Source organism: Rhizobium sp. 01T444 (assembly GCF_056398305.1).
The window spans coordinates 1-519 of sequence record NZ_JBFTPD010000419.1 but is presented as its reverse complement, the minus strand read 5'-3'; the positions used below and the strand labels follow the sequence as shown (position 1 = coordinate 519).

Genomic DNA, 519 nt, shown 5'->3' with positions numbered 1-519 from the left:
TGACCGTACTTGAAGACTCCGTCGCCAACGCGCGCACGGCATCGAAGGCGTCGCGATCTGGCCCCGAGCACTTGGCAGGCTTCATCTCCGTCCTGCTGGAGCAGATCGAACGGCGCCTCGAGGGACACGAGGTGGAGTCCGCTGTCACCACCGGCTTCCCGAGCGTGGATGCGCTGCTGGGAGGCGGCTTCGTCGACGAGGACTTGGTTGTCCTCGCTGCGCGGCCATCCATGGGCAAGACCGCGATGGAAGTCAACTTCATGCTGGCTGCCGCAGACGCCGGCCGCGCCGCCCTGCTCTTTTCCATGGAGATGCGTGGCACCTCGATGGCCAAGCGGATGATCTCGCGCGCCGGCCGCATTCCAGGAGAGGTCTTCACGAGCGCCGAGCAGTTGGGCGAACGGCTGGATGGCATCTACGACGCTGCCCATAGCCTCGGCAACCAGACGATCTTTATCGACGAGTCGCCCGGCCTGTCTTTGGCCGAGATCCGCACACGTTCACGTCTCTTCCTCGCAC

General features: G+C 64.7%; 1 protein-coding gene. It reads left to right on the top strand.

Going from position 1 to position 519, the window contains the following annotated elements; genetic code table 11:
- Positions 1 to 519, top strand: a 519-nt coding sequence (locus tag AC1DTN_RS39250) for a DnaB-like helicase C-terminal domain-containing protein (protein WP_477925664.1), incomplete at both ends; no start/stop codon positions are given.